The organism is Pseudomonas iridis, from assembly GCF_017980685.1.
GTDB classification, from domain to species: Bacteria; Pseudomonadota; Gammaproteobacteria; order Pseudomonadales; family Pseudomonadaceae; genus Aquipseudomonas; species Aquipseudomonas iridis.
The window spans coordinates 141,732-168,355 of sequence record NZ_JACXXO010000002.1 but is presented as its reverse complement, the minus strand read 5'-3'; the positions used below and the strand labels follow the sequence as shown (position 1 = coordinate 168,355).

Here is a 26,624-nt window from a genome sequence, read left to right as displayed (position 1 = left end):
GGGGTAGTCGGTTATGCGGTTGGTGGTGTGGTCGCGTCGGTTTTCGCCTGCGCTTCCTGCTTGGCCAGCGCCTTGCGGGCACCTTCAAGCTTGGTACCGACGCCGATCGCGTCATGCAGCGCGATAGCGCGCTCCATGTGTTGGATCGCCACCGGCCAGTCACGGCGATCCATCGCCAAAATGCCGAGCAACTTGTGGTAGCGAGCTGGGATGCGTTCGTACAACGCCCATTCACCGTCCACACGGGGCAGCAGGTTGCTCAGGTACGGTTCCGGACTGCGCTTGGCCTTGTATTCAGCTTCGGCCCAGTCGATCACCTCATCCGCCACGAAGGTCGGAATGTCCCGATTGAAGCGTTCCGGCAATGCCTGGTCTTGAGATATGGCGAAATCGGCCAGCTCCAAGCCCTTTTCAAAATCGGCGGTGTCGAACAGCCAAATCAGGACGTACATCAGCACCGAGTTCGGGAAACTCAATCCGGAATCGCGGTACCGCTGTACGTATTCTTGGTATTTGGGCAGCAGCTCATCCCGCTTGAGCTGACGGCGCAGCTCGTGGCTGTTGATCGCGCTGATGCGCTCCAGGTCGACCGCCAAAGCGTCTTCCATCAACTTGAGGTGCTTCTGCCCGTTCGCGGGGCTGGTCAGCGCAGTGGCGGAGGAATACACCTCTGCCTTGGCACCGGCGACAGTGGCCGCAGGGCCTTGGGCGAGTACGCGGCGTTTGTGCGCCAGTGCCAAGCTCATCAGACCAGCTCCACTTTTTCAGCAGCCGCGAATTTGCCCAGTTGCTCGATCACATAGCCTTCGTTACGGGCGTTGTAATCTTCCATGCGCGAGCGCTTCGGGTTCTCGATCAGGTGACGACGCCAGCTGCTGTCCTGGAAGTAGATCGACAGGTTGTCCCAGCTGGTGACCACCACGGCGTTTGCCGGGAAGTGCGGGACGGTGAAGGTCGGCAGGCCGCCATAGGTCGCGATGACCTGGGCGCTTTCGATGCGTTCTTTCTCGGTGGGTTTGCCAGCCTGGTTGGAATACAACTTGGCCTTGTCAGCGGCCAACATGTCACTGCCCACGATCGCGATCAGATCACCGCCGTCACGGAAAACCGTGTCGACCATCTGCTTCACGTCATGCACCAGGGCGTCGAGGTTTTCGTAATCGCCGCCGGCACCGAGGGTGATTTTGCCTGCGGTCGCGCCTTGCTCAAGAACCTGCTCAGGGATCTGCTCGCGGGCGATCTGCAACCAGCCTTTGTTGACGTCCTGCAGCAGCGGATTGGCGATCAAGTCGGTTTGCACAGCAGCCAGAACGCCGTGCCAGCCGACCATGATGCGATCGAGCGCGATCTGTTTCTGGACCGCAGCCGAATATCGCTCAGCGAAGTCCGGGAACTTGGCCCAGCTGTCGATCTTGGCGAATGGCAGACCCACGTCGGATTCGGTGGAGAAGAGTTCGTAATCCAGACCGTTCAGGTCCGTCACGTCCTTGGCTTCGCGGTCGGTGGTTTTGGTGTTGGTGCGGCTGGTCACCGGACCGTTCACGCCCAGCATGACCTTCTGACCCTTGATCTCGGTAACCGGTACGACGTTGATGCGCTCCAGGAAGTCGGCGCGCTCGGTGATCTTGTCGTTCAGTTCCTGGGCAATGGTCGGGTCGACGTTGAACTGGCGCGACACGTCGACGCCATAGGTATCGGCGATCGCTTCGCGCAGTTCGGAGTACTGCTTAAGAGCACGCTGGCTCAGGGATTGCTGGCTCATGTCAAAGCACCCGCTTTTTGGCGTCGGAGGTGGAACCGGTGGTGCGCGGAACAACGCGGCCTGCCGGGGTGCTGAACGCCTTCACGAGGATCTGCTCAAGGCGATCGAGACGGGCGTTGTCGCTGCCCTTGCGAGCGAACTCGCCTTCGGCCTTGGCGTCGGCAACGATGGCGTCGACGGCAGCCGCTACATCGTCGACTTCGGTAACAACCGGTTCCTCGACTTCGGCGGTGGCAGGTTCGATCACAGCAGCGATGCCGGCGGCGACGAGCGATAGCTGCTCGTTCAAGGCCTTCAACGCCTTGGCTGTAGCTTCATCCATTGGGGGGTTCTCAGTTGGAGTGGTGGGTGTCGAATCGGTGGCTGGCTCAACCGCGAAGCGGCTGAACAGCCGAGTCAGCAAACCCGTCAGCTTGCTGATTTCTCCCACAGGCTCTTCTTCGCTCAGCGCGCCCAGGGGCAACGCAGCCGCGTAGTGCACTCGTTTACCGGTGCGGCGGGAAAAGTAGAGTTCCTGGGTACCAAGGCTGGCCGGCGAATCGGTCACTGCCAGGCCGGTCAGATAGGCCTTGCCGGTGTTGGCAAAGTCAGGGGTAATTTCGATGCTGGTAAACAGCTTTTCGCCTTGATCATTGAGCCAAAGCAGTCGGTCGTTTGGCTTCAACTGGGCTTCCAGTGCAACCTGGCCTTCTTCCAGGCCTTCAACGCCTTCCACCAGGCGTACAGAAAATACGGTGCCGTGGGAGCCGTCCCAGCGGTCGTGCTCGGACCAGATCACAGCGGTGTAAGTCGCGGTGTTGTAGGTCTCAGCGATATCACGCAGTTCCTGGGGAAGGATTACGCGACCGTCAACGGTCGGGCCGCTGGTGGCGACACGTTTCCAGAACGAAACAAGGGAACGGGGCATGGCGATAACTGCGCTCAATCGGTGAGTTGAGCCGCCAAGATAGGGAGCCGCCGCCCCTCCAACAATTGATTAACTTATGCGTTGGTCCTATTTTCGCGTTATAGGACGAACCCGGATTTTAACCCCGCGTTTCCAGCGTTTTCGCCGCATAGACTGCGGCCATGCCATACGCTCCCGAACTTAAAGAAGCCGCCAAACGCCTCTATTTACGCCGCTGTAAGCCGCGTGAAATTCAGGCGCAGTTATCCCTGCCCAACATCCGGATCGTTTATTACTGGATCCGCCAAGGCGAATGGGACGACATGCTGTCGGATGAAGAACCGCTGACTGCTGTCAGTCGGCGGATCACACTCATCCTGGATAAACAGACCACCCTGACCAAAGGCGACCTGGACGAACTCGACCGGCTGACCACGGTGCGCGAGCGCCTGGCCAAGCAATGCGCCAAACCGGCGCCGATGCCGGCGGTGGATCCGATCGAGGACGGTGGCCACCGCCGCAACGAGCAGCGCAGCGAACGTCGGGATAAAGGCGATCGGGGCGACAAGGGCGGGAAGAAAAAGCAGAAACCAGTGAAGAACGACGTCAGCGACCTGACCGAAGTCGACTTCCTGGACAAGTTCATCAGCAAAATGTACGGCTACCAGAAAGAGCTGTACGCCGCGAAGATCAACCCGCTGACTGCGCGGATCCGCAACATCCTCAAAAGCCGCCAGGTGGGCCTGACCTACTACTTCGCCGGCGAAGCGTTCATGGATGCGGTGTTGACCGGCGACAACCAAATATTTCTGTCGGCCAGCCGCGCCCAGTCCGAGATCTTCCGCAGCTACATCATCTCGTTTGCCCAGGCATGGTTCGGCCTGGAGCTGAGCGGCAACCCGATCGTGCTCAGCAAGGATGGTAAGCCGTGGGCCGAGCTGCGCTTTCTCAGCACCAACAGCAGCACCGCCCAAGGCCACCACGGGCACGTGTACGTCGACGAATATTTCTGGATCCGGGATTTCGAGAAGCTGAACACCGTGGCCAGCGCCATGGCGACCCACAAGAAATGGCGCAAAACCTACTTTTCTACGCCCAGCGCGGTGTCGCACCAGGCGTATCCCTTCTGGACCGGTGAGAAGTTCCGCAACAGCAAGCGTAAGAACGCCAAAGAGCCATGGCCCAGCGATAAGCAAACATCGGCAGGCTCGCTCTGTCCGGACGGCCAATGGCGCAAGGTCATCACCATCCTGGATGCGATCGCCGGCGGCTGTGATCTGTTCGACCTCGAGCAGCTGCAGCTGGAGTACGACGAGGACAAGTTCCAGCAGCTGTTCATGTGCAAATTCATCGACAGCACCCAGAGCGTGTTCCACCTGGGCGATCTGGAGCGCTGTTACTCCGACCTGTCGCTGTGGACCGACTACGACCCTGACGATCCGCGCCCATTTGGCAACAGTCCGGTCTGGATCGGCTACGACCCCAGCCGCACCCGCGACGATGCGACGTGCGTGGTCATCGCCCCGCCGCTCGAGCCGGATGGCAAGTTTCGGATTCTCGAGAAACACAGCTGGCGGGGCCAGTCGTTCAAGTACCAGGGCGAGCAGGTCAAGCGCCTCACCGAGCACTTCAACGTCCAGCACATCGGCATCGACACCACGGGCATCGGCTACGGCGTGTTCGACATCGTGCGCGACTTCTATCCGCGTGCGACCTCGATCCACTACAGCCTGGAGACCAAGAACAGCCTGGTGCTCAAGGCGCAGGACACCATTGTCGGCAGCCGCATCGAGTGGGACGCCGGCTGGAATGACATCGCCCAGGCCTTCCTGACGATAAAGCGCGGGGCCACTGGCAGCGGGCAGATCACATACAGCGCATCACGCACCGACGCCACCGGTCACGCCGACGTGGCCTGGGCAATCATGCATGCCCTGGCCAATGAACCCCTCAACACTGACAAAAAACAACGTAGCCGCTACGTGTTCAGCAACTAAAGGCCCCCATGACCAAGCGAAAAGTGAAAGACCAACCGATCCAACCCAAGCCCCCTACCCGGTCGTTCGCGTTCGGAGATCCCGAACAGGTACTGGTTGGCAGCATGGGCAACTACCTTGGCGTTTTCGCTTCGGAGGATGGCCGACTTTACAAACCGCCGGTATCCCGCCAAGGGCTGGCCAAGCTGCTGCGCGCCAATGCGCACCACGGCGCGATCCCAAAATTCAAGCGCAACCTGTTGCTGCGCGAATTCATCCCGTCCCAGGGCTGCAGCGTGGCCACCATCGGGCGCGCTGGGCTGGATTTCGTGGTGTTCGGTGAAGCCTATCTGTATCGCAAGCCCAACCTGTTGGGCCAGGTGCTGGAAATGCAGCACCTCCCGGCCATCAACATGCGGGTCAAGGTCGACGGCGGGTATGTGATGTTGCTGCCCAACGGAAAGGAGATGGAATTCGACCAGGACGAGATCGAGCACGTCATGGATTACGACGTCGAGCAGGACATATACGGCGTGCCGGACTATCTGGGTGGCATGCAGGCCCTGTTGCTCAACGAAGCCGCGACCCTATTCCGCCGCCGCTACTACGCCAACGGCGCTCACGCCGGCTATGTGTTCTACACCAACGACCCGAACCTGACCGAGAAGGACGAAGAGAACCTGCGCGAGCAGATCTCCGGCAGCAAGGGCGTGGGCAACTTCCGCTCGCTGTTCCTGAACATCCCGGGCGGGGCCGAGAAAGCGGTACAGATCATTCCGGTCGGGGATTTCCAGGCGAAGGACGAGCTGGAGAAGGTCAAGAACATCACCCGTAATGACGTGATCGCTGCCTGGCGCATGAACCCCGCATTGGCCGGGATCATCCCGGAAAACAGCGCCGGTTTTGGCGATATCGAAAAGATCGATCGGGTGTACACGAGCAACGAAATTCACCCGATCTGTCAACTTTTCAACCAGGTGAACGATACCTTGCGGGAAGACAGGCGCTTCAGCTGGAGAGAAGCGCCAAAGGTAGTGGAAAACACTACATCAGGTGTCTAGGGCAGGAAATGCCACTACATAATGTGGCAAAATAGTGGCGATTGGCTGGCCCTGGGGAGGGACGCAATGAGGATCACATGTAAATGCGGGCACAGAGGGCGGATCGCTTCGCGGGATCAGCTTTCCAATGACTTCGCCAAACTGTACTGCCAGTGCCTGGACGCAACGTGTGGGCACACCTGGGTGGCAAACCTGACGTTTTCGCACACGCTCAGCCCGTCGGCCCAAGCTATGGACCGGCTCCTTTTCGACAGCCTCAAGAATATGTCACGGGCGAAACAGCGGGAGCTGTTCGATCAGCTGGGTGCTGCGTGATAGCGCGGGAACGCCAGCCACAGGGGCCAGCGCCTGATGCAACGTAAGGACAAGCGAGGTGGTTAGGTGATTGCTTTGTCGATGCCAGGGCAGTCAGGAGTTTCCAACAGTATTTCCGACATGCGACTTACATAGTTCTGATCTTCCACAGACATGCGTCGGTAGTGCTTGATCAACCGTAGCTCCAACGCGCTAAGCGCCTGCCAATCAAATTCACAAGATTCGTTGTAACTGCCTTCAAATTTAGCTCGATCCAACATGCGTACGGCTCCATAGGTGCATGAATGAATCGACGTTATCGGGCGAAAAACGTATTGGCAGAGAGAGGAATACAGCTAGTGCTAACAATTCGTTACAACCTAGTTCAAACCGCGAGATTCCATTGCGGCCATCGCCGAAAGCATTCGACGAATCATTTTTTGGTCGTCCTCGGGAATATTTCGATATTGCTCGATTATTTGGGCTTCCACTGGACTGAGATCACTGACCTGTTTTTGGCCAGTAAGGACGAAAACGGTATCGATGCCAAGACTTGCAACCGCCGCAAGGTAAGCGGTATCAGGGTTTCGAGCCCCCCGTTCATAGCTGCCCTGGGTGTTCCGATTCACCCCGCCGGCCTGTGCCAAGTCCTCCTGACTCAAACCTAACCTAAGGCGCTCATCACGCAAGCGGTCACCTGCAGAACGTCCGTCTTCTGAATTGGGTGCACAATTTTTCAAGCTATCCCTCTGTACAAGATCAAATTAGCGTGCATAATCACCACCTATGAACACGAAACAACTCATATCAACAGGAGTGAACGCACTATGCACGCGCCAGTTACACCGGAGCAAGCCCGCGCTGCGCTTGATCGTCAGGGGATGAGCATCGCGGAATTCAGCCGCATTCATAGCTTGAACAAAAATTTGGTTAGCGACCTTTTGAACGGTCGTCGCAAAGGTCGCCGTGGGGAGGCACATCGAGCCGCCGTATTGCTGGGGATCAAAGACGGCGTGATTGCACAGTAATGGCACGATCTATCATGGAAAAGCAGAACATGAAAAGCCCAGTTCTAAAGACACGCCGTGAAGTCGTCAGCGCAATCATCTGCAGCTACCCAGGTGGTCGCGAGTGCGCTGCAGCTCGCATCGGTTTGGCGCTGAAAAAGTTTGATAACCACGCCTACGAGAACAACAACAGCCGGCCCCTGACAGACGCCCAGCTGTATCAGCTCGAGCAGGAAGCGGGCACACAGCATTTCCCAAACTATGTGGCGTCGATGTATGGCGGCTTGTTCGTTGCGGTGCCGGATCCAGAAACGAATGACACGGTGGAAATGTACTCGTTGTCTGTCCAGGTTGCCGCCAAGCGCGGCTGCGTGGATCAGGAAATCGCGAAGGCGCTGGCCGATGGCTGCATCAGCGAGGCCGAAGCCGCGAACATCCTCAACGCTCACAACCTGCACATGGCGGCACGCCACGCCGAAGTGCTGGCAGCCATTGACCTCTATCGCGCCAAATCAGGGCCAGCCCAATGAACAATGCGCCTGCAGTACAGGAATATCAGGACGTGCTCAAAGCCGCCGCCCTTGCCTTTCTCGAGCGTCACCATTGTGAACACCTGGGCAACGATCAGCAGTTGATCGCTCGGACCGTTCGCCACCTGGTGGCCGATTACGACGTGCTGACGCAAATGGCTGAAAAGATGGTTCACCTGGCCTACAGCGACATGAACGCAATCCGCGATCGCCAGCGCCTCGACATCCGCAACAGCACCGCCACCCACTCGGTGATTGTTGACCCTACCACCGGCAATGCCTGGGCAATCCCGGTCAGCCTGATCTATGAACGCATCATCAACGCACCGGACAACGGGCGTTACCGCTTAGCCAACTCGTAACACCAACCCTACAAATTGCCTGCCCCACACCCCGTGGGTTTGGGTGAGCTGCGCCCGAATTCGAGGTTTTACGATGGGAAACGCCGTAATTGTCACCGCCCAACTGCCACCGGCAGAGGCTGAAGCCTTGCTGACAGCCCTGCGTGAACAGTACCGACTGAACCTCAACGAGTACTGGTATGCAGACCAATTTCGCCTGGTGGCGGATGGTCTGCGCCACGGCGCAATCATCGCCCACGTCCCGGTAATGGCCGCGCAAAAACGCCTTATGGCAGCCCTGTCCCACAGCCTTAACGCAGTGAAGCAATCATGAGAGACGATCTACGTCACGACGTCCTGCAGCGCATCGAATGCGACTTCGGCCTCAAACACCGTCCCGGCACCGATTACATGCGCGGCGGCACCTGCCCCAAATGCAATAAAAGGGAGCTATACACCCGCTTTGAGAAACCTTGGCAGCTGAACTGTGGACGCCAGGAAAAATGCGGCCACACCGTACATGTCAAAGATATCTACGCCGACCTTTTCGAAGACTGGAGCAAGCGCGTTCCGGCTACTGAAAACGCGCCTTCGGCTACAGCACGGGCGTATCTGGAGTTTTCTCGAGGCTTCGATATTTCACTGATCGGTAACTGGTTTACCCAGGACACGTACTACTCGAGTCAGCACAACGCCGGCAGCGCGACTGTTCGGTTTGCCCTGGAGAAAGGTGGTTACTGGGAACGGCTTATCGACAAGCCCGCCCGTTTCGGCAAGATGAAAGCCCGATTTATGCCTGGCGAAAGCTATAAGGGCGTCTGGTGGTGTCCGCCGAACGTCGACCTGGCCACAGTCAAAGAGCTATGGATTGTCGAAGGCATCTTCGATGCGATCGCCCTGGGGCACCATGACATTGCCGCCGTCTCTGCGATGTCCTCTAACGCCTTCCCCGCTGAATCCTTGAACTCGCTGGCAGCAGCGCGCCAGGGCAGTCTGCCGAAGCTGGTATGGGCGCTGGATAACGAACCAGGTGCCCACGCTTACACGAAGCGCTGGGTGCGTATGGCTCGAGAGCTGGGCTTTACTTGCGAAGCGGCGCAGATCCCGCAACGCGATAACAGGAAGGTCGACTGGAACGATCTACACCAGCGCTGGCAGTTCCTGGACGAAGGCGAGAAGCGCGCTGTTCAGGTCGATAAAGACATCACCACTGCCCGCCACTTCGGAGCTCTGCTGATCGCAGAAAACGCGACCGAAAAAGCCCTGGTCATGTTCGATTGGAAGCGCCGTAGCGAATTCCACCTGGAGTTTGGCAACCGCCTCTACTGGTTCAGGCTCGATCTGGACAAGTACAACAAGGCGATCCAGGAGCTGGAAGAGAGCGAGCACCACGACGATCAGCAGCTGAACAACAAACAGATGCGGGCTAAGGCCATGCAACAGTGCGGCGCGCTGCAGCGGATCGCCACCTGCAATCCAAAAGCCCTGTACTACCAAGAAAACAAGCTGACCGACGAGGCTTGGTATTACTTCCGGATCACGTTCGCTCACGACGCCGCGCCGATCAAGAACACCTTCACCAGCTCGCAGATCTCCTCCTCTGCCGAGTTCAAGAAGCGTCTGCTTGGCATCGCCCCTGGCGGGATGTTCACCGGGACCACGCAGCAGCTGGACGCTTTCATTGAAGAGCAGACAGATGCGCTCAAAACCGTGCAGACCATCGATTTCACCGGCTACACCAAAGAGCACGGCGCGTATGTCTATGGCGACGTAGCGGTACGCGACGGGAAAGTGTTCAAGCTCAATGAAGAAGACTTCTTCGACATGGAGCGGTTGAGCATCAAGACTCTCAGCCAGTCGGTGATCCTCAACCTGAATACCGATCTCGAGAAATTCGATACCGAATGGCTCGACATCATTTGGGAATGTTTCGGGCCCAAAGGGCTGGTAGCGCTAGCCTTCTGGTTCGGATCTCTGTTCGCGGAGCAGATCCGCCAGTACCAGAAAAGCTACCCCTTTGCCGAAATCATCGGTGAACCAGGCGCGGGTAAATCCACCCTGATCGAATTCCTGTGGAAGCTTTGCGGCCGTATTGATTACGAGGGCTTCGACCCAACCAAAGGTACGCCAGTTGCTCGAGCACGGAACTTCGCCCAGGTCGGCAACCTGCCTGTGGTGCTGATCGAGTCGGAGCGGGAAAAGACCGACGGCAGCCAGACCAAGCAGTACGACTGGGACGAACTCAAGACTGCCTACAACGGCCGCAGCGTTCGCTCCACCGGCGTGAAAAACAACGGCAACGACACACGTGAACCGCCGTTCCGTGGTGCCGTGGTCATCGGTCAGAACCACGCGGTGAATGCGTCCGAACCTATCCTGCAGCGCCTGGTGCATATCGCTATGACCAAGGATGGCCAGAACCCACAGACCAAGCTTTTGGTGGAAAAGCTGGAGCGTATGCCGGTCGACCGCGTCAGCGGGTTTTTGGTCAAGGCCACGATGAAAGAAAACAGCGTGATGCAGACCGTTCGAGAACAGGTGCCGATCTACGAACAGCAGCTGCTGGCCCTACCTGAAATCCGCACCGTGCGGATCGCCAAAAATCACGCCCAGTTGCACGCCCTGGTCGATGCCCTGGTGCACGTCGTACCGCTGACCCCACAGCAGATCAAAGCCGCCCATGCAGAGATCCAGAGCATGGCCAAAGAGCGCCAGCTGGCGATCAACGCAGACCACCCGATCGTCGTCGAATTCTGGGAGCTGTACGAATACCTGAACAGCACCGCCGGCGGCCTCAACCACTCCCGCAACGAAGGGCTGATTGCCGTGAATCTGAACGACTTTGCGAAGGAAGCGGCTGAGAAGCGCCAAAAGGTTCCGGATCTGACCGAGTTGAAACGCCACCTGAAAACCAGCAAGTGCCCAAAGTTCATCGAGACCAACCGCAACGTGTGTTCGGCCTGGGACGTCGACGCGGCCAACAAAGCCAAAACGGTGCGGTGCTGGATTTTCCAAGCAGCCTGATCAACACCAACAAGGAAACGTCGATGCAGATTCAAGTAATCAGCGATACCCCGGTTGAAGAGGCCTACATGACCGGCGTGGTGTTCGCTGGCCTGACCGAAACCCGCGATGGCTTTCCGGTCGTCCACGCGCATGCCTATGCGGTTGAAGGTCTGCTGGGGATTTTGGAAGTCCGCGCCGCTCGAGGTGAGCGCGAGATTCTGGTGATGGGCTGCAGCCGTGACCAGATTCAGGCGGTTTTGGAATGGCAGTCAGAGACCGAAGAGGTCACCGATCTGGAGAGCCTGGTGATTCACCTGGTGCGATCAGATCCGCTGGACCCAAGCGCCGGTTAACACCGGAAACAAGGGCGTCGAGGAGTTCGTACCTCCCCGACACCAACCACTGAAAGGAGCCGCACCTTGCTAGTACAACCACTTATCAGCGATAGCCATGAGGCTACCACACGTCACGATCCGCGTACCCATGCGCGCTTCACTCCCAGCCGTCGAACCGTGGCCACCGCCATCATCGGTGCGGCTTTGATCGGTTACCTGGTGCACAAGACGCCGGATGCCCGCGACCGCCTGACAAACCTCGCCACCCTAGCCCATAGTCAGGGCGACCTGACCGCCATCGACGCTCAGGTCATTACCCAAGTGCTTGCCCGTCAACCTGTCAGTAATTGAGCCTTTAGCTTCTGGCTTTGAGCACCAGGGCGAAACGCTACACTGCCCTGGTTGCTGCTTCCCGTAGAGAGCAATCATGAATTCCCCCACCAGCACCGTCCTCACGTTTGAGGACCTGCAGCGCATCACCGGCTATCAACGCCGCTCCGACGTCGAACGTTCCCTGATCAATCAGGGCATCCGCATGTTCAGGGGGCGCACCGGCCCCTGGACGACGCTGGGTCTCATTCACCAGGCGGCGGGCATTGAGTCCGTGGCCACCGAGCACTACGACATCAACATCCTATGAGGCGAGCACGCAAGCGGAAGCATAATCCGCATATCCCCAGTCACGTCGATCAGGCCGCCCTCCCAGCGGCCATCTACTTTGATCATCGCAACGCCGGTGTGTGGTACACGCTGCATTACGACGAGCACGGAAAACAGCGACGGCGGAACGTGGCGCCTGCCGACGTCACCCTGGCCGAACTGCACCAGATCATGGAGCAGACCTCGGGCGTGGACCAGGGCACGTTGCGCTACGTCTGTACGCAATATCACCTGAGCGATCGCTACAAAAAACTCAGCCCCAACACCCATGACGATTACTGTTATTCGCGTGACGTGCTGCTGGCCATCCCCACCAAACTGGGCAAGCCGCTGGGCGATCTGCAGGTCAAGAAGTTCACGGCCGCGCTGATCCAGCGCATCGTCGACCGGCTGGCTGACGAGGGCACGCCCTCCAAAGCGGCGCACGTGTTGCGCTACCTGCGCCGCGTGCTGCAGTGGGGGCGCAACCGGGGGTTCCTGGACATCAACCCGGCCCAAGGCATCGAAGCGCCGGTGGAGCGCAAACGCCGACGGTTACCTGGGCACCAGGTCATGGACGACCTGGTCGACCGCGCCCTGGCTTTTGGCCGCTTGGCCAGGAACGAGAAAGGCGGCTGTCCGCAGTACCTGAGCTACGTGATGGAAATTAGCTACCTGTGCCGTCTGCGCGGCATTGAGACCATTACCCTGACCGATGCCCACGAATTGGCCGAGGGCATCCTGACCAACCGGCGCAAGGGTAGCCGGGACAATATCGTGCGCTGGACCCCGCGCCTGCGCGCGGCCTGGGACGGGGCAAAGGCCTATCGGACGAAGGTGTGGGCGAGCAAGTCGACAGTGATTCCGTTGCGGCCCGAGCGGCGTTACCTGATCGTGGCCAGCCATGGCGGACCGTTGCGCAAATCCAGTCTGGACACCGCCTGGCAACGGTTCATCACCTCGGCGATCGCCGACGGCACCATCACCGCCGAGCAGCGCTTTGGCCTGCACGACCTCAAGCGAAGGGGTATCACCGACACAGTGGGTAACCGGGCAGACAAGCAGGAAGCCAGTGGTCACCGGGACGAGGCGATGATGGACATCTATGACCTAAGCGTGCCCCTGGTGAACGCGTCGCAGACCTAGCCAACCGCCTCAGACTTCAACCTGAAAGGCACGGATCCCCGCCGCCTCGGCAAACCGCCCCACCGCCGTCAGACTGGCCCAGGTACGCAACGCTTCACGGCGCGAGCGTACCGGGAGCCAGCGACTGCCCGCGCCGTCCAGGCGAATGGCCAACGTCCATTTCTCGTTATGACGACTGACCAGCACGTCGCGTACAGCGCCGCCCTCGAGCATGACGCGCAGGGCTTCTTCCTGGATACCTTGGGGCATGATTAAGCCAGTTTCCTGATCCGGTCGGTAAACTCAGTGACCTGCTCGGGCGACAGACAGTTCAAGTTTCCGAAGGTCTCCAGGTGCTGGATCATGGCGTCCCGGCTACCGGGCTGGCCCGCCACGATGCGGCGGCAGGTCTTCTCCAGAATCAAGCGGGCCAGCTGCGGGTTTTCAATGTTGGACGCATCAAATGCCAGGGCGATCGACGTGGCCAGGTCGCCCAGCTCGGGGGCGGTGCGTTGCAGTGCGCGCAAGGCGTTGAGTTGCCGGGCGGTGATGGGTAACGACACGCTGACCTCCTGGAGATACGTGGTGCTCGGACCATGAGCATGGGAAATGGTAGACCAGAGAGCCGGGGTCTGGTTTCCAGCAGGCGCAAAAAAGCCCACCGGAGTGGGCTTTTCTGTGGGGGGCTATTTAACGAATGTCCTGTTATGAGCAGCAGGTCATTCGTCTTCCGACGCCAGATCTGCCGCCCAGGATACTTTCAGAGCCAGCTCGTTGGCTGCTTCGTGAAGATCCGCGACTAGTTTTTCACTGGTTGCAGATAGCTCGTTGAGCTTGTCGACATCCATACCCCCCGGCGGTGTGTCCAGATCGATGGCCAGCGCCGCCTGAGTAAATTTTACCCGTGCCTCGTTGTAGGCCTCCAAAGCTTCCTTGAAACGGTCGGTGTCGATCATTGGCATATCAAAAGGGTCCTTTCAGTTTCGATATTCGCGGCCGCGAAGCCCAGCAGATTAATAAAAGTGGCGGACCACGTCGAGAAAGCCACGTAATAAGCCTTACGGCACCAGCGTGCACAGGGCGTAGCGCCGATTTCCTACGTAACAAGAAATCCTGTAAATCATTGAATTTACTATTTAAAGCATCTTCCTTGTAATCAGTAGGTCCCGGGTTCGACTCCTGGTGCCGGCACCATACAAAACGAAGCCCCTGCAGAAATGCAGGGGCTTTGTTGTTTCTGGCGTGTTTATATTTTTGGCACACCGTCTTCAGTAAAAATAGATCCTCACCTGTGGACTCTTCAGTCTCTCGCGATCCTTGCCCTCACGCTCATGCCTCGCAATATTCGCAAGAATTGAGCAAGGCGCTAATCGATGATGTGTTGAAAGTAATGGACGCGCCGCCAGGTAAGCCGTTGATGTAAATCACCCGCGTGAAGCCCTCGTTGATACGAGGGCCTTTTGCATTTCAAACCTGACTGACCTCAAACACAAACGAAATCCTGCGCTGGCTCGCACTCCACACATAACGCAGATGCTTGCCCTGCTTCGGAATCGAAATTGCCGGTAGCCGGAGCGCGGCGACGCATTCGTGCCCGGCCAAGCGAACGCTGTTGTAAAGCAAACCCCAGGATTGGGCTTCACGTAGCTGGCGGGCAAATGCCTGAGAAGGGCCGTAGGCATCCGGATCAGGATTGTGCAGGTTCGGATAGTCGTGACGAATGTCGTGCAGCGGTTTGACGACTCGGTTGACGTAGGTGCGCATGGTCAATTCGAGGTCTGCTTCGTTGGTGGCTGCGAGAAAGCGTTCCTGGTGATAACAGGTTTCGGCAATAGCCGCGGCCTGGCTGCTGGCGGCGTAGTAAACGCCGAAGGTGCCGTCGGTGAAGCGGCTGCTTTTGCCGATGTGCGTGAACGCAGCCATAACCGGAGTCGATCCGGGGCCTGAGAGCCGGTCTTCCGGGCGCACCCGATCAAGGACTCCCGCCTGGGCGATCAGACGATCATTGGTCAGCGCTTCGAGGGCGTAGGCAATTTCCAGGTCTTCGGGGTCGAGCACGTCTTCGAACAGCGCAATTGGCGGGAAGCTGCTGTTAACGATCCGGTAGGCACGCGGCCAATGCGGATCAGCCAGAGCTGGCGCGCTCAACCGCGCACTCCATCGAGGTAGCGTCGTACATCGGCGATATCGACCACGCGTCCGGCCAGCATGTAGTCCAGAGCGGTTTGCCCATTAAACGGTGCAGCAGTGTTCGGGCTGCTGACCCACGTATAAGCGCGCTCGCGGCTGTTGCTGAAGATGATGCTCAACGCCTTGTGAATGCCCATCAGGTAGGAGATGCGCTCAAGGGTGTCGTGGGGTAGGCGAACGTTTGGCGGCAGGTGTTTGTACTTGTAGAACGTGGTGTTGCCGACACCGCCGAGCAATGTGCGTTGCTGCTCGGCGTTGCAGCCCCACCGCTCCATGAGGTTGAAGAAGAACTTCAGCGCGACGCGGCCTGCTTCGGGGGCGTCAAGTTGTTCACGCGGGTTGAGGGCCGGGGTTGAGGTGGGCATAACCGCCTCCATTGATAGCTGACATGACTTCAAGACTAGTACAGAAACGGATTTTTTCTATCATTTAATCCGTACACGTATTTTTCACTCCTCTATCAAGAGTGTTAAAAACACCGCGAATTGTTATTTCCAGTGAGTATTTTTTGACCCCAATCACCCCCGAGTCATCAAAAACCCTGATCCTGTGTCAGCCTCCAGCCATCGGCGGGGACATCAATTCGCTACTAAACCCGCGACAACTATGCTCAGGTGCAGGAATATAGCCGGCATATGACGCCGGACCGGTCGTCTCGTAAACAACAATACCCAGCCCACTTCAGAGGGCATTACCCATGGATAGCAGAACCTTACGCAACCTCATGCGCATCGTGCAGACCGGCTCGTTGTCGGCCGCAGCCGAGCATTCGTGCCTGACCGTGCAGGCATTGGCCGCGCAGTTGAACAAGGTCGAAGAGCAGTTCGGTTTCCGCTTGTTTCGTCGCTCCAACAAAGGGCTGACGCTGACGCCGCAAGGCACCGAGCTGACGCCTTATATGGACAGAGTGCTGATTGCCACGCGACAGATGGAAGAAAAAGTCGAGGCGCTCAAAGTGCCGGGGCAACGCACGTTGAAGGTTGCGTTGAACAACACGTTGTCGCCTGACTTCAATCGGCGAATGATCGGACGCCTGATTGAGGTGTTTCCCGATTATCAGATGGAATTCAGCTACGCCGAGTCGATGGAAAACCTCAGCAAGCTGAAAAATGAAGACTTTGACCTCGCGGTGCTGATCGGCCCGCAGCGTCCGGGTTTGCCGAGCATTGTCCTGCCGGATGTGCAGGTGCAGGTGGTCGGCGCGCATTGTGGGCAGGAGAACGATCCGCTGACGTTGCTGGGCAACAAGTTTCAGGTGCGTCCTGCGGAAGATTGTCCGTATTCCCACAGCTTCCTGCGTTTTCTCGACGCCGGGCTGGGCAATCACGAGAACGGTCAACGCATGGTCTACTCCTGCAGCGAGACCCTTACGCTATCGCTGATCACGCAGATGGATGCAGTTGGCATGGTCTCCCGCGAGGCCGCACAGAAGAACGGCCTGACGATCTTCCCCGGTTTCGAGGATTTCCTTGAAGTGCGGCTGGCGATCAACAACCCGGACCTGTCGAACCAGGCGTTGAGCGACGTGGTCGATCTGCCGTTACATGAACGAGCCGAGCGCAATGTACGCAGCCGTCCCAACCGCCACACTGAGAAAGAGGTTTTTGCTGAAATACGCACATAACAACGTCGGAATCGCGGCATAGAATTCCGGGCGATCGAGCTGTATGTGCTGATCCTTGATCAACAAGGGAGTCAGGCTGATCGCAGCGACGATCGCCACTGGCAGGTATTCCAGCGCGCGCGCTATAAACGGCGGCCAGTGATCGGTGTTGATCTGCAAGGGCAATGCCCGTGGCAGGAAGGTCACCGCCATCATCAGCGCGACCACCAGAATCAGGAACGTTTGGTCAGGCATACACCCACTCCGCAGCCCACAAACGTGGCGATAAACACATTAAACGGCGAGCTGCCGACCAGGCTCAGTGCGCCCATGCAAACCACAGCAGCCGCGGCGGCGATGAGTTTGTTGCGGGTGTTGCACAGCGAAACCAGCACGTAGAGCATCATCGCCGTCAGTGCGTAGTCGAGCTGATATTTGATCAAGTGCGCCGCGTACTGGGCACAGACCGCGCCGAGCAGGCCACCGAGCACCCACGAGGTGTGGCAGAACAGGTTGAAGCCAATCAGATAACGCACGTTGACCGGCGCGCCGGTGCCGAGTTTGACGCTGTGGAAAGCAAAGGATTCGTCGGTCAGGCCACCGGCGTAGCACCATCGCTCCATGCGACTGAGCCCTAACGCACGCAGGGCTTTTGCCATGTACACCGACATCAACATGTGCCGCGCATTGATCAGGAAAGTGGTCAGCACAATGGTGGTCAGCGAAGCACCGCTGGAGATCAGCGCCAACGCGGCAAATTGCGAAGCGCCGGCATACACGAACAAGCACATCGCCACGGGCAGCCACATTGGCAGGCCCGCGTTGACGGCCATCAAGCCGAATACGAACGCCACCGTGAAATACCCGGCGACCACCGGGCTGGCTTCGGCAAATGTACGCGACGGCTGATGGTTGACCATCAGCGGCGCACTGCCGGACGTTTCATTCATAGATCCCTCTCAAATGTCCGTTCGCCGTGAGGCTCGCAAAAACCCTGGGCAGCCCAAAAACGCTTGCCCGCGAGGTTAGCATCGTCGACGAACAGAAACATCCGCAACACACCGACACGTTTCATGTCGGACGAGGCCGCTTCAACCAGACGTTGACCGACGCCCTGGCTGCGATAGAGCGGACTGACCGCCAGATGATTGATCGTGCCGCGACTGCCGAGCATCCCGCCCAGCACCGCTCCTACGATCTCGCCGGCCACGTCGAAGGCGAGAAAGGCCGTGGTGGTTTTCTGGATTAATACGCCGCGCAGGCACTTGGCGTCCTGCCATTCGCAGAAGGACACTTCGTCGAACTGGCGGAAGAAGCGCTCCATGCGCTGCGCATCCTTGGCCGTGGCGCGCCGCAGCAGCACCGGCGTCGAGCACTCGACGCCGTCAATTGGGGTGATCTGATTAGCGAACAATGTCGAAAGCGGTCCCGGGCCGCGAGAAGGAAATCGCCAGAATCTGCCGGTACGCCATGGCATGGGTGTGCGAGTTGCGCGCCGGGGTCACGTAGTGGCGCATGTCGCGGTCGAGGAAGTAGGTGGTATCGAGAATTTCCTGGTAAGTGGTCGACGCCAGTTGATGCTCGTGGATGTCGTACAAACGACTCTCTGCACCCTCGACATTGTTGCGACCCCAGAAGTGCACACCGCTGAACGGATAACCGTCGCAATGAATTCCTTCGGGGGTGATTTCCAGCTGTTTGCCGGGTTTGATCTCGATGCGAATTTGATGGATCTGGCACTGCCAGATTTCGTCGTGCAGCTCTTCCGGCAACACGCTTTTGTACACCTCAAAGTCGGTGTCGATCAGGCTGCGCATCACTGGCGATGAAATCACTTCATCGGAAAAGTCCTGGAAGTGCCGGACCAGACCGCCGACATAGGCGTTGTTTTCCTTGGACTGCACGTACGCGCGATGTTCGAGCTGGGTCAGTTCGCGAGTCTTGGGGTTGTATTCAAAATCGCTGTAACGACGGAAACGCATGCCGGCTTCGGCCTGACCGTAGTAACTGTCAGGTTCCATGTTTTCCCAACTTTTGGTCAGTCTGACGAAGTCGGCGAAATGACCGTAGAGATTGAAGTCACCACCCTGGACGTTGACGTATTTGTCGCGCCGTAGCGATTCGCCCACTTCTCTGTTCAAAACGATCATTACCAAATTCTCCGCTGCATTGAGCGGCCTAATCTATTAGGTGCAGAATTTGCGTCCATGAGAAAGAATTTCAGGCATTTAAAGCTCTGTTTGAAACGGAGTTTGAAGCGACTGAAAAACAACTTTTACATGACAAAAACACGGGTTTTTTCCGGTTTTTTATAAAAATCCGTCGAAAAAAAACCCCGAAACAGTCGGGGTTTTTCTCAAACTTCTTACACCTGATCGTTCATCAGAAGATGTTGATCGGGTAGTCCACGAATACACGCAGCTCGTTGCCGCTGACGTTGTACTCGCTGGATTTCTGCGAAACACGCAGGATCGAGCTGCGCAGTTTCACGCTCAGGTCTTTGGCCGGGCCACTTTGCACGACGTACTTGAACTGGTTGAAGATTTCGCGCTCTGTACCGCCTTCGCTGGTGGACGTGGTGATGTTGTCGCCACGCACGTAAGCGAAGTTGTAGCTCAGACCCGGTACGCCGAATGCGCCGAAGTCCAGACCGTAACCCAGCTGCCAGCTGCGCTCGTCTTCAGCGTTGAAGTCGGACCAGTAGGAGTTGGCCAGGTAGATGGTGTTGCCACCGTCGCCGACACGATTCTGATCTTTCTGATAGCCGCCGTAGGCGTAGCCCAGGTTACTGTCGCCGGTGGAGCGCTGGTGCGCCACGGTGAACGAGTGCGGGCCAGTGGCGAAAGTCGCAGCCAGGCTCCAGATCTTGTTGTCGTCGCCAGTTACACCGTTTTCGCGGACATAGGAGTTGTCCAGTTTGGTACGGTAACCGTTGAAGTCCAGGGTCAGCGACTGATCCTTGTTGAACGGCAACACGTAGTTGGCGTTCACGTATTGTTTCTTCAATACGTCTTCAACGTCCGAAGCGTACAGCGCACCTTTGAAGTGCTCTGTGAACTGGTAGCTACCGCCTAAAACGTTGATCGACTTCAGACCACCACTGTCACGGCCTTCATCGCTCTTGCGCGATTCGGCGGTGAAATGACCGGCGTTCAGTTCCAGGCCTTTGATCTCTCTGGAAGTGATCAAGGTACCGGTGTAGCTTTCCGGCAGCAGGCGGGAGTTGTCGTAGTTCAGCACCGGCAGGGCCGGCATCTGGTCGCCGTAGGTCAGCACGGTGTTGGAGAAGCGGAATTTCACCGCTGCGCCGGCCTTCGCTATGTCATGGTTCGCGCGACCGTCGTTTTCTTGCTTGAAGAAATCGATACCACCGGCGCCGCTACGGCCCTTGCCGCCATCCAGACGCAGTGCGTACAGACCGAAAGCGTCCACGCCGACACCAATGGTGCCTTGAGTGAAACCGGACGAGAACGTACCGATGGCCGCTTGGCCCCACTCGGCTTTGTCGTCGTTACCGTCTTTGTAATCACGATTGATGTAGGCATTGCGCAGCAGCACTTTGAGGCTGCTGTCTTCTTGAAAACCCTTGGACTCGGCCTGGTCGTTAGCCATGGCCTGTGTAGCGCTCAACATCCCCAGAGCGATCAGGCTGATTCGCTTGTTCAACATTTTATTTTCCTTATTTCGGGTTGAAACGCGCTGTGTCGAACGGCTGAAACGGCGCTATCGCGCTCTTTTTTCACCCCGAAACAAAAAGGCCCGCCCACGACAAAGTCGTGGCGGGCCTTCTTATTATTTTTGAGTCATGGCGGTTGGCCACAGGCGTTGGGCCGAATCGTAGCCGCGCCCTTAACATTGTGTCAATTTCAAGAATCGTCTTTAAATAGGCGAAAATCGTCTAAGAAACGTAAATTTATCGCTTACTCCTTGCACGGAAATGCGTTAAGCCAGTGAATCCCGCGCGTTTCAAGCACAACCGTCAAGACCACAAAACGCAGGAGACTCGCCAGTACCATCGCTGCGAATCGCCTGACCTAACCAATCGGCAAAGGCCTGCGGCTTGCCCAGCCAAGGGCTGATATCGATAAGCGTGTGGTGGCTGTCATGTTCCAACGCGAGCGTCGGGAATCCCTGCCCGCCCAACTGAGCCAGCAGTGCGCGACTGGCTTTTATATGTTGCTCGGTATCAACGGATTTAAACGCGGGCTGAAAGATTTCCTCGGCGTAGCCCAAGTCGCTTGCGAGCTCCAGAAGGACAGATTCATCGGCAATCCGCCGCCCTTCCAAATAATGCGCAGCCTGCAAGCGCCCGAGCACCTCCAGACCACGGCCGTCGATTGCCTCTGCCGCCAAAACGGCAGCGATTGGTGGTGTCGAGTCAAAGACCGCCGTGTGATCGCGCAGCAAGCCGTCGAAATACGCTTCGCCAAAAGGCTGCCCGGTGTATTCGGCAATGCGCCGATCGTGGGGCATGACGTAATTGCGCAACTGCGGTGAAACGCTTTGGCGGTTGGCGCCGCTCATCATCCCGCCCGCATGAGCACTCACCGGCAGCACAAGTTGCGCCGCTTCCACCAGCGGTTTGGCGCCATAGCACCAACCGCACAATGGGTCGTAAATGTAGTGAAGGACCATCAGAAAACTCCGGCATAAATGTGGGAAAAATTGATGCCGGCAGACTAGTACTCAAGCCAATGCGGAAAAACGCCGGAATGGCTTTCAGACTGTTTCATGAATCGGGCGAATTGTCCGAACGGTCAGGTTGTATCGAGAACGACACAAATTGAAACAATCACGCGAGGGAACTTCTCAGGAATAATTAACGGAAGCAAATGCAAAGCATTACCATTCGCGCGTTTGATTCTTCCCAACCTTCCGGATGCGCTTTTCAATGCCTGCCCCGTTCCGTCTTACGCCCGTCACCCTTGGGCTTTCTGCTTTTCTGTCCAGCGGTTTCGCCTACTCCGCGACCGAATTACCCGCCACCGCCATCAGCGCTGAAACGCAAGCCGATGATCCGCGGGTAAAGATCAGCAACACCGCGACCCGTACTTCGACCCCGGTGCGTTATGTGCCCCAGGCCATTGATTCGATCAAAACGTCGAACGTCGCCAATTACGGCACCAACAACATCGGCGATGCCTTGAGTGGCATGCCCAACGTCAGCAGCAGCGCCGACACCCGCTTCGACAGTTTGCGTATCCGCGGCTTCGACGCCAGCAACGACTTCTACCTGGACGGCATTCGCGACGACAGCCAATACAAGCGCGACTTGCACAATATCGAACGCGTCGAAGTGCTCAAAGGCCCGGCGGCCGTGTTGTACGGCCGCGGCAGTCAGGGCGGGATCGTCAACCGCGTGAGCAAAGCGCCTGAGGCCGGCCGCCGCTCGACCATCGAAGCACAGGGCGGCAGCGAAGATCTGCGCAGCCTGTACGCCGACCTCAGCACCGACCCGAGTGAGAACATCAGCCTGCGCCTGAACATGGGCAACATGGATGAAAACAGCTTTCGCGATGGCGTCAGCGGTAACCGCCAACTGTTCGCACCGTCGATGAGCTGGCAACTGACGCCCGACCTGAACTGGCTGGTGCAGTACGAATACAGCCGCTACAACCGCACCCCTGATCGCGGGATTCCGGGCGTGAATGGCCGGCCGGCCGATGTCGGTCGCGACACGACCTACGGCAACGATCACGACTTCATCGACGACAAATCGCAATCGCTGCGCTCCAGACTCACTTACGAAATCAACGACAACTGGCAACTGCGCCAGACCCTCGGCGTGTTCAAGCTCGACAGCGATTTCGACAACACCTACCTCACCGGTTACACGCCCGCGACCAACAAGGTCACGCGCCAGCACTGGCAGCAGGATCTGACCACCCGTAACGTCTACAACACCATCGAACTGGAAGGTGGCTTCGATACGTTTGGCCTTGAGCATCGTTTGCTGACCGGTATCGAAATCGGCAGCCAGCGCCGCGATCCGACTTTGTACAACGCCGCCACCGGCACAACGCCAGGCGCGCAACCGGTGCCATCCCTCGACCTGTTCAACCCGAACCGCGATCTGCGTCACACCGGCGCCATGCAGGTCTCCAGCAGCAGCCACACCGAAGTCGAAAGCCGTGCGGTCTTCGTGTAGGATCAACTGCGTCTGAACGATCAATGGCAACTGCTCGGCGGATTGCGCTATGACACGTTTGATATCGAGTCGACCAATAAGCTGCGCAACATGTCCGAAGATCGCGATAGCCACAGCACCAGTCCGCGCGTAGGCCTGGTTTGGACGCCACTGCAAAATCATTCCTTCTACGCGTCCTGGTCGAAGACCTTCTCGCCAGTGGGCGGCGGCCTGATCGGCATCACGCCGGGGGCGGCCGGCAATACCAACGACCTGAGCCCCGAGCTGACCAAGCAGAAAGAGATCGGCGTGAAGAGCGACTGGCTCGATGATCGCCTCAGCACAACACTGGCGATCTATGACCTGGAGCTCTACAACCGTCGCACCACCGATCCCAATGATCCGACCCTGACGGTGATGTCCGGTCTGCAACGCTCGCGCGGGATCGAACTGACCGCTACCGGCAACATCGTCGGCAACTGGTACGTGCGCGGTGGCGTCGGCATGCAGGATGCGAAGATCGAGAAGGACAACAACGGTCTGGAAGGCAAACGCATCAACAACGTCGCCAGGCACAACGGCAGTCTGTTCCTGACCTGGAAACCGGAGATGGGCTGGTACGGCGAAACCGGCCTGACCCTGGTCGGCCAGCGTTATGCCGATAACGCCAATACCACCGTGCTGCCAGGCTATGGCCGTTGGGATGCGCTGGTCGGTTATCGCTTCAAGGACTGGGATGTGCGTACGGCGTTGAACAACATCACTGATCGCGAGTATTACGCTTCGGCGACCAGCGCCGCGCAGATCATGCCGGGGGCGCCGCGTAGCGTGGTGATGACGGGGACCTATTCCTTCTAATCACCTTGAACCCTGTGGGAGCGAGCCTGCTCGCGAAAGCGGTGGATCAGCCAGCGAAGATACTGGCTGGTCTGACGCCTTCGCGAGCAGGCTCGCTCCCACATTGAATGGGTATGTACAAAATAACCGTGCAAAAAAAAGCGCCGCCATCCCGGCAGCGCTTTCACCAATCCCTGTTGTTTTTCTTATCCTTCCATCACAGCCCACAACGCTTCCAGTTCGTCCTCGCTGAAAAGGTCAGCGGGATAGCGCTCGATCATCATCCGGCGCGGATCAGGTACCCTGATCTGACGCGTTCCATTGGACCTCAAAAAGTGCGCGACCATCTGGAGCGATTCGCCGTTTACGGCCATGGGATGCAACGTCCGCTCGCTGACTACGTTCACTTCGGCGTTCATTTCAGCGCTCTCTCCCCGGTCATGAGCGGCTAAGTTATCCAAGGTTTATGACAGAACTGTTGAAGTTCTCCTCCCTCCCTAGTGCACCGGAACAAATACAAGAGCTGTGCCAAGGTTTGCGATTTGTCGACAAGCGGATACAAAGAGACCCGCAGTCCTGTCGGGCTGCGGGCCTCCATGCGCACATAGCGAACTAATCATTGCTCGACTGATTTGCCAATCAGCTCAAGCTGTTACGACTCAACTCACTCTTTGTGCGGCGCTGGTTGCTGTTGGGTAAGGCAGTGAATATTGCCGCCACCCAGTAACAGTTCGCGGCCCGGCACCATCACCACTTCGTGCTGCGGGAACAGGTTCTGCAGAATTTCCCGGGCCGGGGCATCCATTGGATCATCGAAGCTCGGGGCGATGATGCCGCCGTTGACGATCAGGAAGTTCACGTAGGAACCGGCCAGGCGCACGCTCGGATTACGCTCCTGCGAGCCATCCACCGGATCGACACCGGCGCACTCTTCTTCGGTCGCATACAGCGGCCCCGGAATCGGCATCTTGTGCACCGTGAACGGGCGACCCTTGGCATCGGTGCTGTTTTGCAGCACGTTCATTGCCGCCTGGCAGCGCGGGTAGTTCGGGTCTTGTGGATCATCGGTCCACGCCAGCAACACTTCACCCGGACGCACGTAGCAGCAGAAGTTATCCACATGGCCGTCGGTTTCGTCGTTGAACAAACCGTCCGGCAGCCAGATGATTTTATCCACAGCCAGATTGTCGCTCAGCACCGCTTCGATCTCTTCGCGCCCCAGATGCGGGTTGCGATTGCGGTTGAGCAGGCATTCTTCGGTGGTGATCAACGTGCCTTCGCCGTCGACGTGAATCGAACCGCCTTCAAGCACAAAACCTTCAGTGCGATAGCGCGGGCTGCGCTCGATCTCGAGGATCTTGCCGCCGACCTGCGAATCGCGATTCCACGGCGCGTACAGACCACCGTCGAAGCCGCCCCAGGCGTTGAAGTCCCAGTTCACACCGCGCACTTCGCCATTGTTATTGATGACGAATGTCGGGCCGCTGTCGCGTACCCATGCATCATCGCTGGACATCTCGACCACGCGGATATTCGGCACGTCGAGGCGCGCGCGGGCGTTTTCGTACTGGCCGGCGGACACGGCAACGGTCACCGGCTCGAAACGGGCGATGGCTTTGGCCACCGCCGCGTGTGCAGCCTGCGCCGGTTTGCCGCCCAGACGCCAGTTGTCCGGGCGCTCGGGCCAGATCATCCAGGTCTGGGTTTGCGGCGCCCACTCGGCCGGCATATGGAAGCCGTCGGCGCGTGGGGTACTTTTCAATGTGGTCATCGGGATCAGGACTCCAGGGAACCGTCGAGGGTTTTCAACGCGCCGTACAGATTCGGCCGGCGGTCGCGGAATGAACCCCACGCGCTGCGAATATGTTCCAGCTCGTCGAGGTTGAAAGTGTGCACAAGAATACCTTCTTCGGTTTTATTCAGCTCCTGCACTTTTTCGCCGAACTGGTTGGCGATGAACGATGAGCCGTAAAAGGTGATGTCGTAGCCGTCCTGTTCTTCGTTACCGATACGGTTGCTGGCGATCAAGGGCATCAAGTTTGCGCCGGCATGCCCCTGCTGCACGCGCTGCCAGTGATCGCGCGACGAAATGCTCTTGTCGTGCGGCTCGCTGCCGATCGCGGTTGGATAGAACAGGATTTCCGCGCCTTGCAGGGCCATGCTGCGTGCAGCTTCCGGGAACCACTGATCCCAGCAGATGCCCACGCCGATTTTCGCGTAACGGGTGTTCCACACCTTGAAGCCGGTATCGCCCGGGTTGAAGTAGTACTTCTCGTGGTAACCCGGGCCGTCCGGAATGTGGCTTTTACGATAAATCCCGAGATTGCTGCCATCGGCATCGATGATCGCGATGCTGTTGAACCGCGCACGCCCGGCCAGCTCGTAGAAGCTGATCGGCAACACCACTTGCAGTTCTTTGGCGATTTTCTGGAGATGCTTGATTGCGACGTTTTCTTCAACCGTCGTGGCCAGTTGCAGATAGTCCGGGTTGGGTTTCTGGCAGAAGTACGGCGCTTCGAACAATTCCTGGATAAGGATGATCTGCGCGCCTTTGGCAGCGGCTTCACGCACCAGTCTTTCGGCAGTTTCGAGGTTGGCTTCCAGATCCCAGGAACAGGCCATCTGAGTGGCGGCGACGGTAACGGTACGGCTCATGAATCATCTCCGGGCAATTGCTTGGAAGGTCGAGGATTCGACCGAAGAGAAAAAACGCACGCACCGGACAGCCATCGCCATGCCGGAGCAATGGCGACTTTATAGCCGATAAATATCGACTTTAAAAGCATTGAACGATCAGAGCATCTAAAAATAACTACAAATTACCGATATAAATCTGCTTTATGTAGGAGCTGCCGAAGGCTGCGATCTTTTGATTTTGCCTTTGAAAAGCAAGATCAAAGATCGC

General features: G+C 57.9%; 31 protein-coding genes and 2 pseudogenes. 14 read left to right on the top strand and 19 right to left on the bottom strand.

The annotated features are described in order from the left end of the window. Positions 1 to 11: 11 nt before the first annotated feature. From gpM to IEQ42_RS05690, 3 genes are read right to left on the bottom strand one after another with little or no spacing between them, the layout of a single operon-like run. Positions 12 to 746, bottom strand: a complete 735-nt coding sequence (gpM, locus tag IEQ42_RS05700) for a phage terminase small subunit (RefSeq protein WP_210702851.1) — start codon at positions 744 to 746, stop codon at positions 12 to 14. Continuing rightward, complete coding sequence (locus IEQ42_RS05695) at positions 746 to 1,762, bottom strand: phage major capsid protein, P2 family (RefSeq protein WP_210702850.1); 1,017 nt, start codon at positions 1,760 to 1,762, stop codon at positions 746 to 748. The genes gpM and IEQ42_RS05695 overlap by 1 nt, the downstream gene beginning before the upstream one ends. 1 nt (position 1,763) lies before the next feature. After that, a complete protein-coding gene (locus IEQ42_RS05690) occupies positions 1,764 to 2,669 on the bottom strand; it encodes a GPO family capsid scaffolding protein (protein WP_210702849.1) in 906 nt (301 codons plus the stop codon). Between the two features lie 161 nt (positions 2,670 to 2,830). On the opposite strand from IEQ42_RS05690, the pseudogene IEQ42_RS05685 reads away from it, so the two are divergent. The 3 genes and pseudogenes from IEQ42_RS05685 to IEQ42_RS05675 form a co-directional block, all read left to right on the top strand. Next, a pseudogene (locus tag IEQ42_RS05685) lies at positions 2,831 to 4,634 on the top strand (terminase large subunit domain-containing protein); the annotation flags it as partial. 115 nt (positions 4,635 to 4,749) lie between these two features. Next, entirely contained in the window at positions 4,750 to 5,685 is a 936-nt protein-coding gene (locus IEQ42_RS05680; protein ID WP_228731954.1) for a phage portal protein, read from the top strand. A 66-nt stretch (positions 5,686 to 5,751) separates the two neighbouring features. Beyond that, positions 5,752 to 6,000 carry an ogr/Delta-like zinc finger family protein gene (locus IEQ42_RS05675; RefSeq protein ID WP_210703096.1) on the top strand — a complete coding sequence of 83 codons (249 nt, stop codon included), beginning with the start codon at positions 5,752 to 5,754 and terminating at the stop codon, positions 5,998 to 6,000. A 62-nt stretch (positions 6,001 to 6,062) separates the two neighbouring features. Here the strand turns inward: IEQ42_RS05675 and IEQ42_RS05670 are convergent, their stop codons facing one another. Both IEQ42_RS05670 and IEQ42_RS05665 read right to left on the bottom strand, forming a co-directional pair. Further along, positions 6,063 to 6,260: a hypothetical protein gene (locus IEQ42_RS05670; RefSeq protein WP_210702846.1), complete on the bottom strand. Its 198-nt coding sequence runs from the start codon at positions 6,258 to 6,260 to the stop codon at positions 6,063 to 6,065. 99 nt (positions 6,261 to 6,359) lie between these two features. Beyond that, a complete protein-coding gene (locus IEQ42_RS05665) occupies positions 6,360 to 6,719 on the bottom strand; it encodes a helix-turn-helix domain-containing protein (RefSeq protein WP_228731946.1) in 360 nt (119 codons plus the stop codon). Positions 6,720 to 6,806: 87 nt separating this feature from the next. Here IEQ42_RS05665 and IEQ42_RS05660 point away from each other — a divergent pair, with 87 nt between their 5' ends. The 9 genes from IEQ42_RS05660 (at position 6,807) to IEQ42_RS05620 (ending at position 12,983) form a co-directional block, all read left to right on the top strand. Next, complete coding sequence (locus IEQ42_RS05660; RefSeq protein ID WP_120266527.1) at positions 6,807 to 7,007, top strand: DNA-binding protein; 201 nt, start codon at positions 6,807 to 6,809, stop codon at positions 7,005 to 7,007. 29 nt (positions 7,008 to 7,036) lie between these two features. Next, a complete protein-coding gene (locus IEQ42_RS05655; RefSeq protein WP_274611321.1) occupies positions 7,037 to 7,516 on the top strand; it encodes a YmfL family putative regulatory protein in 480 nt (159 codons plus the stop codon). Then, entirely contained in the window at positions 7,513 to 7,878 is a 366-nt protein-coding gene (locus IEQ42_RS05650; protein WP_187519795.1) for a hypothetical protein, read from the top strand. Before IEQ42_RS05655 ends, IEQ42_RS05650 begins: the two co-directional genes overlap by 4 nt. 73 nt (positions 7,879 to 7,951) lie before the next feature. Next, the gene (locus IEQ42_RS05645) at positions 7,952 to 8,191 is read left to right on the top strand and encodes a hypothetical protein (protein WP_210702844.1); all 240 of its coding nucleotides are present in this window, start codon (positions 7,952 to 7,954) and stop codon (positions 8,189 to 8,191) included. After that, positions 8,188 to 10,881 carry a toprim domain-containing protein gene (locus tag IEQ42_RS05640; RefSeq protein WP_210702843.1) on the top strand — a complete coding sequence of 898 codons (2,694 nt, stop codon included), beginning with the start codon at positions 8,188 to 8,190 and terminating at the stop codon, positions 10,879 to 10,881. Before IEQ42_RS05645 ends, IEQ42_RS05640 begins: the two co-directional genes overlap by 4 nt. A gap of 23 nt (positions 10,882 to 10,904) precedes the next feature. Then, positions 10,905 to 11,216, top strand: coding sequence for a hypothetical protein (locus IEQ42_RS05635; RefSeq protein ID WP_210702842.1), 312 nt, complete (start codon positions 10,905 to 10,907; stop codon positions 11,214 to 11,216). A gap of 66 nt (positions 11,217 to 11,282) precedes the next feature. Continuing rightward, complete coding sequence (locus IEQ42_RS05630; RefSeq protein ID WP_215729563.1) at positions 11,283 to 11,549, top strand: hypothetical protein; 267 nt, start codon at positions 11,283 to 11,285, stop codon at positions 11,547 to 11,549. 76 nt (positions 11,550 to 11,625) lie between these two features. Further along, positions 11,626 to 11,838: a DUF4224 domain-containing protein gene (locus IEQ42_RS05625; protein WP_210702841.1), complete on the top strand. Its 213-nt coding sequence runs from the start codon at positions 11,626 to 11,628 to the stop codon at positions 11,836 to 11,838. Next, on the top strand, positions 11,835 to 12,983 hold the full coding sequence (locus IEQ42_RS05620) for a site-specific integrase (RefSeq protein WP_210702840.1): 1,149 nt from the start codon (positions 11,835 to 11,837) through the stop codon (positions 12,981 to 12,983). The genes IEQ42_RS05625 and IEQ42_RS05620 overlap by 4 nt, the downstream gene beginning before the upstream one ends. A 9-nt stretch (positions 12,984 to 12,992) precedes the next feature. Here IEQ42_RS05620 and IEQ42_RS05615 read toward each other — a convergent pair whose 3' ends face one another. The 5 genes from IEQ42_RS05615 to IEQ42_RS05595 all read right to left on the bottom strand — a co-directional run bounded on the left by IEQ42_RS05615 (position 12,993) and on the right by IEQ42_RS05595 (position 15,517). Then, the gene (locus IEQ42_RS05615; RefSeq protein ID WP_210702839.1) at positions 12,993 to 13,232 is read right to left on the bottom strand and encodes a hypothetical protein; all 240 of its coding nucleotides are present in this window, start codon (positions 13,230 to 13,232) and stop codon (positions 12,993 to 12,995) included. Between the two features lie 2 nt (positions 13,233 to 13,234). Next, positions 13,235 to 13,525, bottom strand: a complete 291-nt coding sequence (locus IEQ42_RS05610; protein WP_210702838.1) for a hypothetical protein — start codon at positions 13,523 to 13,525, stop codon at positions 13,235 to 13,237. A gap of 156 nt (positions 13,526 to 13,681) precedes the next feature. Beyond that, entirely contained in the window at positions 13,682 to 13,924 is a 243-nt protein-coding gene (locus IEQ42_RS05605) for a hypothetical protein (RefSeq protein ID WP_210702837.1), read from the bottom strand. Between the two features lie 505 nt (positions 13,925 to 14,429). Further along, positions 14,430 to 15,110 carry an RES family NAD+ phosphorylase gene (locus IEQ42_RS05600; protein ID WP_210702836.1) on the bottom strand — a complete coding sequence of 227 codons (681 nt, stop codon included), beginning with the start codon at positions 15,108 to 15,110 and terminating at the stop codon, positions 14,430 to 14,432. Then, a complete protein-coding gene (locus IEQ42_RS05595) occupies positions 15,107 to 15,517 on the bottom strand; it encodes an MbcA/ParS/Xre antitoxin family protein (RefSeq protein ID WP_042557176.1) in 411 nt (136 codons plus the stop codon). Before IEQ42_RS05595 ends, IEQ42_RS05600 begins: the two co-directional genes overlap by 4 nt. Positions 15,518 to 15,849: 332 nt before the next feature. Here IEQ42_RS05595 and IEQ42_RS05590 point away from each other — a divergent pair, with 332 nt between their 5' ends. Further along, positions 15,850 to 16,776 (top strand): LysR family transcriptional regulator, encoded by a 927-nt coding sequence (locus IEQ42_RS05590; protein ID WP_115146028.1) that lies wholly within the window; start codon positions 15,850 to 15,852, stop codon positions 16,774 to 16,776. On the opposite strand, the gene IEQ42_RS05585 is transcribed toward IEQ42_RS05590, so the two are convergent. From IEQ42_RS05585 to IEQ42_RS05560, 6 genes are all read right to left on the bottom strand, one after another. Next, entirely contained in the window at positions 16,693 to 17,010 is a 318-nt protein-coding gene (locus IEQ42_RS05585; RefSeq protein WP_047299318.1) for an AzlD domain-containing protein, read from the bottom strand. The genes IEQ42_RS05590 and IEQ42_RS05585 overlap by 84 nt on opposite strands. Beyond that, entirely contained in the window at positions 16,989 to 17,705 is a 717-nt protein-coding gene (locus IEQ42_RS05580; RefSeq protein ID WP_150604053.1) for an AzlC family ABC transporter permease, read from the bottom strand. The genes IEQ42_RS05585 and IEQ42_RS05580 overlap by 22 nt, the downstream gene beginning before the upstream one ends. Beyond that, the gene (locus tag IEQ42_RS05575; protein ID WP_150594162.1) at positions 17,702 to 18,079 is read right to left on the bottom strand and encodes a GNAT family N-acetyltransferase; all 378 of its coding nucleotides are present in this window, start codon (positions 18,077 to 18,079) and stop codon (positions 17,702 to 17,704) included. The genes IEQ42_RS05580 and IEQ42_RS05575 overlap by 4 nt, the downstream gene beginning before the upstream one ends. Before the next feature lie 79 nt (positions 18,080 to 18,158). Further along, positions 18,159 to 18,905, bottom strand: coding sequence for a 2OG-Fe dioxygenase family protein (locus tag IEQ42_RS05570; RefSeq protein ID WP_150604054.1), 747 nt, complete (start codon positions 18,903 to 18,905; stop codon positions 18,159 to 18,161). A gap of 232 nt (positions 18,906 to 19,137) precedes the next feature. Then, positions 19,138 to 20,424, bottom strand: coding sequence for an OprD family porin (locus IEQ42_RS05565; RefSeq protein WP_210702835.1), 1,287 nt, complete (start codon positions 20,422 to 20,424; stop codon positions 19,138 to 19,140). Between the two features lie 297 nt (positions 20,425 to 20,721). Next, the gene (locus tag IEQ42_RS05560; RefSeq protein ID WP_210702834.1) at positions 20,722 to 21,390 is read right to left on the bottom strand and encodes a DsbA family protein; all 669 of its coding nucleotides are present in this window, start codon (positions 21,388 to 21,390) and stop codon (positions 20,722 to 20,724) included. Between the two features lie 256 nt (positions 21,391 to 21,646). Between IEQ42_RS05560 and IEQ42_RS05555 the strand changes: the two are divergent. After that, positions 21,647 to 23,740 (top strand): annotated as a pseudogene (locus tag IEQ42_RS05555) (TonB-dependent receptor). Positions 23,741 to 23,925: 185 nt separating this feature from the next. Here the strand turns inward: IEQ42_RS05555 and IEQ42_RS05550 are convergent. The 3 genes from IEQ42_RS05550 to aguB all read right to left on the bottom strand — a co-directional run bounded on the left by IEQ42_RS05550 (position 23,926) and on the right by aguB (position 26,374). Next, positions 23,926 to 24,138 carry a hypothetical protein gene (locus tag IEQ42_RS05550; RefSeq protein ID WP_042557165.1) on the bottom strand — a complete coding sequence of 71 codons (213 nt, stop codon included), beginning with the start codon at positions 24,136 to 24,138 and terminating at the stop codon, positions 23,926 to 23,928. Between the two features lie 245 nt (positions 24,139 to 24,383). Then, on the bottom strand, positions 24,384 to 25,490 hold the full coding sequence (gene aguA, locus IEQ42_RS05545; RefSeq protein WP_042557164.1) for an agmatine deiminase: 1,107 nt from the start codon (positions 25,488 to 25,490) through the stop codon (positions 24,384 to 24,386). Positions 25,491 to 25,495: 5 nt separating this feature from the next. Then, positions 25,496 to 26,374, bottom strand: a complete 879-nt coding sequence (aguB, locus tag IEQ42_RS05540; RefSeq protein WP_210702833.1) for an N-carbamoylputrescine amidase — start codon at positions 26,372 to 26,374, stop codon at positions 25,496 to 25,498. Positions 26,375 to 26,624: the final 250 nt, after the last annotated feature.

Excerpts from the sequence above, each read along its gene's own strand:
- gpM (WP_210702851.1), bottom strand. The coding sequence starts at position 746 with ATGAGCTTGGCACTGGCGCACAAACGCCGCGTACTCGCCCAAGGCCCT.
- IEQ42_RS05695 (WP_210702850.1), bottom strand. The coding sequence starts at position 1,762 with ATGAGCCAGCAATCCCTGAGCCAGCGTGCTCTTAAGCAGTACTCCGAA.
- IEQ42_RS05690 (WP_210702849.1), bottom strand. The coding sequence starts at position 2,669 with ATGCCCCGTTCCCTTGTTTCGTTCTGGAAACGTGTCGCCACCAGCGGC.
- IEQ42_RS05680 (WP_228731954.1), top strand. The coding sequence starts at position 4,750 with ATGGGCAACTACCTTGGCGTTTTCGCTTCGGAGGATGGCCGACTTTAC.
- IEQ42_RS05675 (WP_210703096.1), top strand. The coding sequence starts at position 5,752 with ATGAGGATCACATGTAAATGCGGGCACAGAGGGCGGATCGCTTCGCGG.
- IEQ42_RS05670 (WP_210702846.1), bottom strand. The coding sequence starts at position 6,260 with ATGTTGGATCGAGCTAAATTTGAAGGCAGTTACAACGAATCTTGTGAA.
- IEQ42_RS05660 (WP_120266527.1), top strand. The coding sequence starts at position 6,807 with ATGCACGCGCCAGTTACACCGGAGCAAGCCCGCGCTGCGCTTGATCGT.
- IEQ42_RS05655 (WP_274611321.1), top strand. The coding sequence starts at position 7,037 with ATGAAAAGCCCAGTTCTAAAGACACGCCGTGAAGTCGTCAGCGCAATC.
- IEQ42_RS05650 (WP_187519795.1), top strand. The coding sequence starts at position 7,513 with ATGAACAATGCGCCTGCAGTACAGGAATATCAGGACGTGCTCAAAGCC.
- IEQ42_RS05645 (WP_210702844.1), top strand. The coding sequence starts at position 7,952 with ATGGGAAACGCCGTAATTGTCACCGCCCAACTGCCACCGGCAGAGGCT.
- IEQ42_RS05640 (WP_210702843.1), top strand. The coding sequence starts at position 8,188 with ATGAGAGACGATCTACGTCACGACGTCCTGCAGCGCATCGAATGCGAC.
- IEQ42_RS05635 (WP_210702842.1), top strand. The coding sequence starts at position 10,905 with ATGCAGATTCAAGTAATCAGCGATACCCCGGTTGAAGAGGCCTACATG.
- IEQ42_RS05625 (WP_210702841.1), top strand. The coding sequence starts at position 11,626 with ATGAATTCCCCCACCAGCACCGTCCTCACGTTTGAGGACCTGCAGCGC.
- IEQ42_RS05620 (WP_210702840.1), top strand. The coding sequence starts at position 11,835 with ATGAGGCGAGCACGCAAGCGGAAGCATAATCCGCATATCCCCAGTCAC.
- IEQ42_RS05615 (WP_210702839.1), bottom strand. The coding sequence starts at position 13,232 with ATGCCCCAAGGTATCCAGGAAGAAGCCCTGCGCGTCATGCTCGAGGGC.
- IEQ42_RS05605 (WP_210702837.1), bottom strand. The coding sequence starts at position 13,924 with ATGCCAATGATCGACACCGACCGTTTCAAGGAAGCTTTGGAGGCCTAC.
- IEQ42_RS05595 (WP_042557176.1), bottom strand. The coding sequence starts at position 15,517 with ATGCCCACCTCAACCCCGGCCCTCAACCCGCGTGAACAACTTGACGCC.
- IEQ42_RS05590 (WP_115146028.1), top strand. The coding sequence starts at position 15,850 with ATGGATAGCAGAACCTTACGCAACCTCATGCGCATCGTGCAGACCGGC.
- IEQ42_RS05585 (WP_047299318.1), bottom strand. The coding sequence starts at position 17,010 with ATGCCTGACCAAACGTTCCTGATTCTGGTGGTCGCGCTGATGATGGCG.
- IEQ42_RS05580 (WP_150604053.1), bottom strand. The coding sequence starts at position 17,705 with ATGAATGAAACGTCCGGCAGTGCGCCGCTGATGGTCAACCATCAGCCG.
- IEQ42_RS05575 (WP_150594162.1), bottom strand. The coding sequence starts at position 18,079 with ATGGAGCGCTTCTTCCGCCAGTTCGACGAAGTGTCCTTCTGCGAATGG.
- IEQ42_RS05570 (WP_150604054.1), bottom strand. The coding sequence starts at position 18,905 with ATGATCGTTTTGAACAGAGAAGTGGGCGAATCGCTACGGCGCGACAAA.
- IEQ42_RS05565 (WP_210702835.1), bottom strand. The coding sequence starts at position 20,424 with ATGTTGAACAAGCGAATCAGCCTGATCGCTCTGGGGATGTTGAGCGCT.
- IEQ42_RS05560 (WP_210702834.1), bottom strand. The coding sequence starts at position 21,390 with ATGGTCCTTCACTACATTTACGACCCATTGTGCGGTTGGTGCTATGGC.
- IEQ42_RS05550 (WP_042557165.1), bottom strand. The coding sequence starts at position 24,138 with ATGAACGCCGAAGTGAACGTAGTCAGCGAGCGGACGTTGCATCCCATG.
- aguA (WP_042557164.1), bottom strand. The coding sequence starts at position 25,490 with ATGACCACATTGAAAAGTACCCCACGCGCCGACGGCTTCCATATGCCG.
- aguB (WP_210702833.1), bottom strand. The coding sequence starts at position 26,374 with ATGAGCCGTACCGTTACCGTCGCCGCCACTCAGATGGCCTGTTCCTGG.